The sequence below is a fragment of the Capnocytophaga sp. oral taxon 332 str. F0381 genome, from assembly GCF_000318275.2.
GTDB lineage: Bacteria > Bacteroidota > Bacteroidia > Flavobacteriales > Flavobacteriaceae > Capnocytophaga > Capnocytophaga bilenii.
The window spans coordinates 3,729-12,254 of sequence record NZ_KB291326.1 but is presented as its reverse complement, the minus strand read 5'-3'; the positions used below and the strand labels follow the sequence as shown (position 1 = coordinate 12,254).

Genomic DNA, 8,526 nt, shown 5'->3' with positions numbered 1-8,526 from the left:
TCCTTCGCTCATCCTTCGCTTATCCTTCGCTCAAGGTTCGCTCAAGGTTCGGTGGGACTGTGAACTAAAACTTAACTATTATTTTGTGTTTCGCCCTTGTTCTTGGGGGTATAGGGTGTAAACGGGGTCGCTTTGCCAATAGGTATTGTTATCGATGTCGAGAATTGTAATGACGCCTTTAAAGGCTGCGCCTGTATCTACATTGGTTACGTTGTGAAAGGTGAGCGGATGGGTGCTTCCCAAACGGGTGGTGGGGGTGTGCCCTATGTATATTTGCTTGTAAAGGCGCAAGCGGGTGGGATACTGGGGGTGGGCAGGTGCAAGGGTGGTGCTGCAGGCGGTTTCCCAAAGGGTTCTGTCCCAATAGAGCATTTCAGTAAAGTATTCGTATGCTACCCCGCGCAGGTTGGTGAAGCCTGCGTGCAAAAACAAACGATTGTCATCGTCTAAATAATAGTCTTCCAGCGCGAAAAGGAAGTTGCGATGGGTTTCTTTTGTGTTTTCACTGATGTTTTCATAGGCTTTTACGGTAGCCTTGCCGCCGTGTAGATACCACATAGTGTCGTTTGTTTTGCCACAAAGGAAGTCGTAGCATAGGGCATCGTGGTTGCCGCGCAAGAAGGTGCAGTGGTGTTGCTGCTGGTATTCAATAAGGAAGTCTAACACTTGAGGGGTTTGGCTCCAGCCATCGGCATAGTCACCAAGGAAAATAAGATGGTCTTTTGGGGTGATTTGTGCTCGCTGGAGTACTTGCTGTAGGGCTATGAGAGCACCGTGAATGTCGCCAATTACAAGGGTACGCATACTGTAAATTTATAAAAAGAATTATTGATTTTCAGCGCAAAGATAATAAAAAATTGTTAATTGTAGGTTTTAGATTTTGATAATTGTGTTATTTTTCTTTTATTTGCAACTTTATTTATAATACCGATTGTTATGAGAGGGTTGAAACTAAATCAATGGCTTACGGCGCTTACTGTGGGTTTTGCGCTTTTTGCGATGTTTTTTGGTGCGGGCAATCTTATATTGCCGCCTTTTATTGGTTTAAACACGGGTAGCCACTGGTATTGGGCTTTGGCTGGTTTTTTTATTACGGCTATTATAGCGCCTTTTTTGGGAGTGCTGATGGTGGCGCGTGTAGGCAAACATTTCACCGACTTGGGGTGGCTTATCCACCCTAAACTGATAAGTGCTCTTACCTTTGTGATTATTCTTTTTATAGGACCTCTTTTGGCTTTACCTCGTACGGGGGCTACTACCTATGAGATTGGTATCCAGCCGCTACTGCCTAACCTTTCGCCTTTGTGTTTTTCTATCTCCTTTTTTAAGGTAGCGTTGGTACTTTCTATCTCTAAATCACTGTGTTTTTCTATCTTCTTTTTTGGCGTAGCATTGGTACTTTCTATCTCTAAATCACGTATTGTAGATGTTATTGGGAAGTTTCTCACGCCTTTCTTGCTGATAGTGCTCATCTTGCTTATCTTCTTGGGGGTGGTATATCCTGAAGCAGAGGCGATGCCTACAAATTTAGGGGCTTCGCAAAGCTTTGTATTGGGCTTTACAGAGGGGTACCAGACAATGGACGTAATGGCTTCGGTGATTTTTGCGGGGATTATTATTGCAGCAATCGTAAATAAGGGCTACAACGAGCCTTCAGAACGTACACGAGTTACGATAATGGGAGGAGTGGTTTCTACGCTTTGCTTGTTGTTTATTTATGGGGGACTGATTTATTTGGGGGCTCATTCGGGCTATGAAGGCAAAGAAGGTGTGATACTGCGCACCGATTTGTTGTTGTATATTTCGCACAACACGTTAGGCAAATGGGGCACGATGGGGGTAGCACTGGCTATTGGGCTGGCGTGTCTTACTACCGCTATTGCACTGATTTCATCGGTGAGTTCTTTTTTTGAGGGACTTACTCGCGGGCGTGTATCTTACAAGGTATGGGCTGTGATTACTACAGTAGTTTCTATAGTTATATCTGTAAATTCGGTAGATAGTATTATTGCTTATGCGGTATATATACTATTATTCGTATATCCTATTGTATTCACGATTATTTTATATGTGCTTGTTTTTGGCAAATGGGTACAACGCCCTGCGCCTTATGTTACGGCAGTAGTAGTTACAGCTATTGTTTCGGCTATTGATGTAGCTGGTATTGCCCTCCTCGATATGCCTTGGTGGTTAGCATATATGTTACGTGATTGGATATTTGTTGTAAAACAGTGGCTGCCACTGGGTAGCTTTAAGCTGGAATGGTTATTGCCCTCATTAGTAGCTTTTATAGTAGTGGCAGTAGTTACACGCTCATCACCTGCGAAGCGGCACGCGTGAGGAGGCTATCCACGAGGCTAATACGCCTAATACTACTATAGTGGCAAAAACGACTATTGTATTGAGCAAAGTGATACTTACAGGATAAGGCAGTGTGGGTGCTATCTTTACGAAGGAAAATTGTTGCTGGCTCACTATTATTGCAAAGCCTATCGCTATGCCTATCAGGGCTCCTGTTACAGAGGCGATAACTCCTTGCCAAAAGAAAATGCGGCGTAATTGCTGCTGGCTGAAGCCTAAGGCATAGAGGGTGTATAGGTCGTCTTTCTTGTCTAATATCATCATTATAATAGCTCCTACAAGGTTGAATAGTGCAATGATGAGTACTAAGATAAAAATGAGATAAACAGCTATATTTTCGGTATTGAGCATACGATAAAGTGCATCGTTTAGTTGGGCACGGTTTTTTACTACTACAGGTTGTGAAAAACTGTGCTCTATTTGCGTTATAACGTTGCGCTCGTTGGCTGCTGGGGTTAGTTTTAGCTCTATGGCAGAGACTTGGTTGGGTTGTAAGCCTAATATAAATTGCGCTTGTGGTAGGCTTGAGAATACGTATTTTTTATCTAAATCTTCGGTGAGCTGGTAGATGCCGCCTACTACGGTGAAAGCCTGTCGGTAGGGCATCGGGTCATTGAGGATACTCCCTTTGCCTGCTTTGGGTACTACTATTTGCAGTGGCGAATTGCCATCAGCGAGATTGAGCCCTAATTTGTTGAAGATAATCCCCCCTACTACTACACTTGGCGGATTGATATTCCATTGCCCCAAAGAGATGATGCTATCTATAGCATTCACTAAGGGGTATTGTGCATCTACTCCTTTGATATAAGCAATGTGGTTCTTCTGGTTGTGAGTGAGGAATACTTGCTCTTCCAATACTTTAGTAAAATGAGCTATGCCTTCTACTTGTTGCAATTTGAGAGTATCGGTAGCAGCTAATGCCAAGTATTTGCCCGTTTTGGGGAAGATTTTCAAGTCGGGGTCGAAGGTGGTTGAAAATGATAACGTAAAGTCTTTCAGCCCAGCGAATCCTGCTAATACAATGAATAACGCCGCCGCCCCTAGCACTACTACTACGGCTGTTACTTTATTGATAATATTGATAACGTTTTGCGAGCTTTTGGCAAAGCTATAACGCTTGGCAATGTACAGAACGGCGTTAGTTTTCATTGTTTTATTAGGTCATTTTGCGTTTGTAGAGCAAGGTGCGGTTCTCTATAGGGTTTTCTTCTTCTTTGAGTGATTGTTCAATACCTTCAATATATTGCAAAGAGTCGTCTATATAGAAGAACAATTCGGGCATACGCCTAAATTGGTTTTTAGTGATTTGCGACAATTCGTGCTTGATGAGAGGCGCATTGCTGCTAAGCCCTTTGAGTGTTTCGGCAGCCTGCGTTTCGGGAAATACGCTTACGTATACTTTAGCCGTTGATAAATCAACTGCTACGTTTACTTTTGTAACCGAGATAATCAGGTTGTTTTGCCCAGCATCGCGTATGGCTTGTTGCAACACTTTTGCCAGCTCTTCTTGTATAATTCCTGCTATTTTCTTTTGCCTATTATTTTCCATTGTTGTTTTAGCTTACTTATTAATCATTTACCAAAATTGTTTCACCGGTATCGGTTTCGTACATTATTCCGAGTCGTTTACCGCGTTTTTGACTTGCATCGGGGGCAGCAGCACCTTCTACTGTTTTGTATTTAGTAACTTTTTGCCCTTCGCGGCGTATGATTTCCATATCATCGCCTTTTTTCTTTACTATGGTGAAGTCTTCGCCCGAAAAGAAATCTTGCATATTGAGGTTCATCACCATAGATACCATCAAAGCTACGGCAAAAACCATAGCCACATCAAAGAGGTTTACCACTACGCTTAGCGGGTCGGCATCGTCATCTTTGAAAGCAAGGGAACGTCTGTTATTTCTCATTTGGTGTTGTTTTTAGTTAATACACGTGCTACGTAATCTAAGTTGTTGGTTTCCTTAGCATACCAGCGTTGTTTGAACTGCAAGGTTACCAAGCCCACCAAGCTAATTACCAGCCCTACTACGGTGGTAGCAAATACTACCTGCATATTGCTTGCCATTTTTGAAATGTCGCCTGTTGAAAGCCCCGTAAGTGCAGGACTCATTGCGATAAGCGTACCTATAAGCCCCAATACCGGACCTACTTTTGCCAATAGTTTAGAGGTAGCGATGTCTTTTTCTCCTTCGTTTTCAAAGTTAGCAATCATATAGTCGTAGTAGTCAGCATCAGGTTCGTGGCTGAGCAAGTCGCGCAAATACTGTATGTAGAGCGAGTTGTCGCGTTCGGGCAGCAATGCCTTTAGCTGCTGCGCTCCGTCAGGGGTGAGTGCCCCTATAGCTGCATTTAGTTGTTTGTCGTTTTTGTACTTCGTAATAAAGCGGTTGTAGAAGCTGCCCACCAGTAGCAACGCACGCCCAAAAAGTACTAATAGCACCACTATGTCAGGTATCAATAAGCTATCCGATACCAAAAATAGAATTTCAGAAATCTCTTTCATCGTTTTTTAATTAATTTATCAATATATTTATAGGTTAATTTACCAATTGTTTAATCGTTTCAATTTTCTCAATTCCCTGTTCGTAGCCGTATTGGAAAGCATTTTCTAACATCTTAGTATCGAGTACGTTGATATTACTCAGGTTGTGAAAAAATACATAATCACTCTTTTTAAACTTGCGGGTGTAGTTGCCGTCCATAGCAATGTTGTAAATGCGCTGTAAAAGCTGTAAAGAGTTTTTCAGTTCGTCTTCACCAATAGGCTCTAACGGATTGATAAAGCTACCTATGACCACTTCACACAAATTTTTTATAGGTTCTATTGGGAAATTGTCTAATATACCACCATCGGAGTAAAGCCCTTTATCTATCCGCACGGGCGAAAAGTAAGGCGGCAATGCCGAGGAAGCAATCAGGGGTTGTATTAGTTCCCCTTTATTGAAATATTGCACCTTGCCCGTGAGCAAATTAGTAGCAGCTACTGCAAGAGGTATATTCAGCTCTTCAAAAGTACGATATTTGAAGTGTTTTTCAAAGAACTTGGTATATTTAGCACTATCCATCAGCCCTATTTTTTTAAATGTTACCATCGACCATTTAAAGACGGGCGTTTTTCTAAAGAACTCAAGCATTTCATCGGGGGTAACCCCAGAAGCGTACAAGCCGCCCACTAAAGCACCACCACTGGTACCCGAGATAGCAGCGGGGCGTATGCCTTGTTCTTGCAGTGCTTTCAGAAGTCCGGCGTGAGCCAAAGCACGCACACCACCTCCTGAAAATACCAAACCAAGTTTTTTCATAAAATCAATTTACTAGCTTATTTAATCAATAAAAACGCCAACATTGCACTGATATATGCTACCCCCGTCATAAAAAACCATTGTATAGCCGTCCATTTCCAGCTATTGGTTTCTTTGCGCACTATCGCCACTGTACTAAGGCATTGCATAGCAAAAGCATAGTATAGCAAAAGCGAAATACCCGTACCCAAAGTATATACAGGTGTACCATCGGCGCGCAGCTCACTGCGCATTTTTGCCAATATAGTACGTTCACCCTCTTCACCTTCAGTATCTAAATCACCGCCAAGGCTATATACCGATGATAATGTACTGATAAACACCTCGCGCGCTGCAAACGAAGCCACTACTCCTATGCTTATTTTCCAATCATATCCCAACGGACGAAATACAGGCTCTATTGCCTTGCCTATATACCCTAAAAATGAATATTCTAGCTGTTCGCTCTCTATATAATGAGTTTTCTGGTCTTCGTCCCATTGTTGTTCGGCTGCCAAAGTGTCGGCGCGTTGTTCTATGGTGTTATAGCGTTCACCCACGCCGTGCGAGCCTAAGAACCACAGTAGTACCGAGATGGATAAGATAATTTTACCAGCCCCCGTTACGAAGCCTTTTGTTTTTTCGTATACCGTAATCCCCACGTTGCGCCACATAGGCACTTTATAGTCGGGCATTTCGGCTATAAAAAAGCTCTTGTGCTGTTTCATTTTCAGCACCTTATCTAAGATAAAAGCCGAAAGCAATGCCGCTGCAACCCCCAAAAAGTACATACCGAAAAACGCCCAAGCCTTATAACTAAAAAACAAGAAATTACCTTCGGGAATCACCAAGTTTATAATGATAAGATACACAGGCAATCGCGCCGAGCAAGTCATAAAAGGCGTTACCAGTATAGTGATGAGTCGTTCTTTCCAATTTTCAATATTACGAGCAATCATCACAGCAGGAATTGCACACGCCACGCCCGACATCAGTGGTACGACACTCTTGCCATTCAGCCCAAAGCGCCTCATAATGTTATCCATCAAAAAAACAGCCCTGCTCATATAACCACTTTCTTCTAGCAGCGAAATGAAAGTGAAAAGAATAGCAATTTGCGGTATAAATACCACAATACCCGCAATACCACTCAGTATTCCCTTAGTGAGCAAATCGGTAAGAGCTCCTTCAGGCAAAACCGACTCACACCAGTCTGTAAGTTGAGCAAAAAGCCACTCAATCCCGTCCATAGGGTAGCTTGACCAGCTGAATACTGCCTGAAAAATCAACAAAAGAATAAATGCAAAAATCACATAACCCAATACAGGGTGAATGAGCAAGCGGTCGAGGCGCGCTCGCAGGGTTTGTGCCTTGTGATAATCTACCGAATAAGCCTTTTTGAGCGTTTCGTTGATACATTGATAGCGAATAATAGTCTCTTTTTGCTTCATTCGCCGTATTTCGCTCTCTGTTTTGGTATGTTTTAACCCCGTAAGGTCGGTTTCTTTGTAATTTTCAATAATATAAGTGTTGTGCGACACAATAAGCCACAGCTTATAACTGTTTTCATTGGGAAAAAGAGTGGCTAAACTGTCAAAGTAGCTTTTATCAATTCGTTCTACCGACACACAAGGGGCTATAGGCAGCGATTGGTAGTCCATAATTGCTTTTTTTAGCGCCTCAATACCCATTCCCGTACGCGTACTGGTAAGCACGACTTTTGTTTGCAACGAAGCTTCTAGCACAGCAATGTCAAGGCTGATGCCCTTTCGTTCCATCTGGTCAGCCATATTGACAACCAGCAGTGTAGGCAGTTGCAAGTCCTTTATTTGCGTAAAGATAAGCAAATTCCGTTTCAGGTTATTCACATCGCACACCACCACTACCACATCAGGGAAATATTCCCCTTTGCGGTCAAGTAGTACATTCACTGCCACGCGTTCATCTTCCGAGCTTGCGTTCAAGCTATAAGTGCCAGGCAAGTCAATAATAACGCCCTTGCAATGGCTACACAAGCTCGTTTGTCCTATTTTTTTTTCTACTGTAATACCAGGGTAGTTTCCCACCTTCTGGTTCAGCCCCGTGAGCGCATTAAATAACGATGTTTTTCCTGTATTAGGATTCCCTATAAGCGCAACTTTTATTGAGTTCACCAATTGTATATTACTTAATTAGATTATTTTTTCAACCACTAACGACTAGCGACTAATCACTAACGACTAGCGACTAATCACTAACGACTATTTCTCTAGCCATATCTTTTCGTATAGATAAATAAGCCTCATTCATACGGATATAGATAGGGTCGCCCATAGTAGCGCGTTGCAGAACTTCCACTTCGCTACCCACAAAACAGCCCAATTCAATCAATTTCAGGGGAATTTTATCTACATCAAATGAAACTATAACGCCTTTTTCGCCTTTCTTAAGATCGGCAACCGTATGATTTTTAGATGATTGTGTAGTCATAACACCTTATTTAGACTTAATTTGAGCGCAAAGGTACAAAATAATGTTTAATGATAGATGTTTAATGAAGTAAAATTATTGTCGTTTTTGGTATAAAGAAGCCTTATCAGAAATACTCATATCAAAAGCTACAGCATACATAATCTATTGTTTTTTATGAGGTTTAAAATAATCTTTGACACCAAAAAAGATACGTCCTTTTTCGTCTTCAATAGCAATTTCATCTCCTATAAAGGGATTTTTGAATATTTTGATAACTTTTCCTATAATCCAATCGTCTAAGCTTGTTAAATACGGCGATACTTCCAATATATCACCTACCTTATAAGGAGATTGTGATGTTTCTTTATTCATAATATGAAGTATTTAATTCTAAATGCAAAGGTACAAAATAATGTTTAATGATAGATGT

Annotated in this window: 10 protein-coding genes; 1 reads left to right on the top strand and 9 read right to left on the bottom strand. The window is 41.8% G+C overall.

The window, feature by feature from the left end:
* Positions 1 to 78 precede the first annotated feature (78 nt).
* Positions 79 to 804 carry a metallophosphoesterase gene (locus tag HMPREF9075_RS08565; protein WP_009416144.1) on the bottom strand — a complete coding sequence of 242 codons (726 nt, stop codon included), beginning with the start codon at positions 802 to 804 and terminating at the stop codon, positions 79 to 81.
* Between the two features lie 132 nt (positions 805 to 936).
* On the opposite strand from HMPREF9075_RS08565, the gene HMPREF9075_RS08560 reads away from it, so the two are divergent.
* The gene (locus HMPREF9075_RS08560; RefSeq protein ID WP_009416143.1) at positions 937 to 2,340 is read left to right on the top strand and encodes a branched-chain amino acid transport system II carrier protein; all 1,404 of its coding nucleotides are present in this window, start codon (positions 937 to 939) and stop codon (positions 2,338 to 2,340) included.
* Here HMPREF9075_RS08560 and HMPREF9075_RS08555 read toward each other — a convergent pair.
* From HMPREF9075_RS08555 to HMPREF9075_RS08520, 8 genes are all read right to left on the bottom strand, one after another.
* On the bottom strand, positions 2,317 to 3,513 hold the full coding sequence (locus HMPREF9075_RS08555; RefSeq protein ID WP_009416142.1) for an ABC transporter permease: 1,197 nt from the start codon (positions 3,511 to 3,513) through the stop codon (positions 2,317 to 2,319). The genes HMPREF9075_RS08560 and HMPREF9075_RS08555 overlap by 24 nt on opposite strands.
* Positions 3,514 to 3,520: 7 nt before the next feature.
* Complete coding sequence (gene rbfA / locus HMPREF9075_RS08550; RefSeq protein WP_009416141.1) at positions 3,521 to 3,913, bottom strand: 30S ribosome-binding factor RbfA; 393 nt, start codon at positions 3,911 to 3,913, stop codon at positions 3,521 to 3,523.
* A gap of 19 nt (positions 3,914 to 3,932) precedes the next feature.
* Positions 3,933 to 4,271 (bottom strand): DUF2149 domain-containing protein, encoded by a 339-nt coding sequence (locus tag HMPREF9075_RS08545; RefSeq protein ID WP_009416140.1) that lies wholly within the window; start codon positions 4,269 to 4,271, stop codon positions 3,933 to 3,935.
* On the bottom strand, positions 4,268 to 4,867 hold the full coding sequence (locus HMPREF9075_RS08540; protein ID WP_009416139.1) for a MotA/TolQ/ExbB proton channel family protein: 600 nt from the start codon (positions 4,865 to 4,867) through the stop codon (positions 4,268 to 4,270). Before HMPREF9075_RS08540 ends, HMPREF9075_RS08545 begins: the two co-directional genes overlap by 4 nt.
* Positions 4,868 to 4,901: 34 nt before the next feature.
* Positions 4,902 to 5,666 (bottom strand): patatin-like phospholipase family protein, encoded by a 765-nt coding sequence (locus HMPREF9075_RS08535; protein WP_009416138.1) that lies wholly within the window; start codon positions 5,664 to 5,666, stop codon positions 4,902 to 4,904.
* A 17-nt stretch (positions 5,667 to 5,683) separates the two neighbouring features.
* Positions 5,684 to 7,798 (bottom strand): ferrous iron transport protein B, encoded by a 2,115-nt coding sequence (gene feoB / locus HMPREF9075_RS08530; RefSeq protein ID WP_009416137.1) that lies wholly within the window; start codon positions 7,796 to 7,798, stop codon positions 5,684 to 5,686.
* Between the two features lie 73 nt (positions 7,799 to 7,871).
* On the bottom strand, positions 7,872 to 8,114 hold the full coding sequence (locus HMPREF9075_RS08525; RefSeq protein WP_009416136.1) for a FeoA family protein: 243 nt from the start codon (positions 8,112 to 8,114) through the stop codon (positions 7,872 to 7,874).
* 144 nt (positions 8,115 to 8,258) lie between these two features.
* On the bottom strand, positions 8,259 to 8,468 hold the full coding sequence (locus HMPREF9075_RS08520; RefSeq protein ID WP_009416135.1) for a hypothetical protein: 210 nt from the start codon (positions 8,466 to 8,468) through the stop codon (positions 8,259 to 8,261).
* Positions 8,469 to 8,526: the final 58 nt, after the last annotated feature.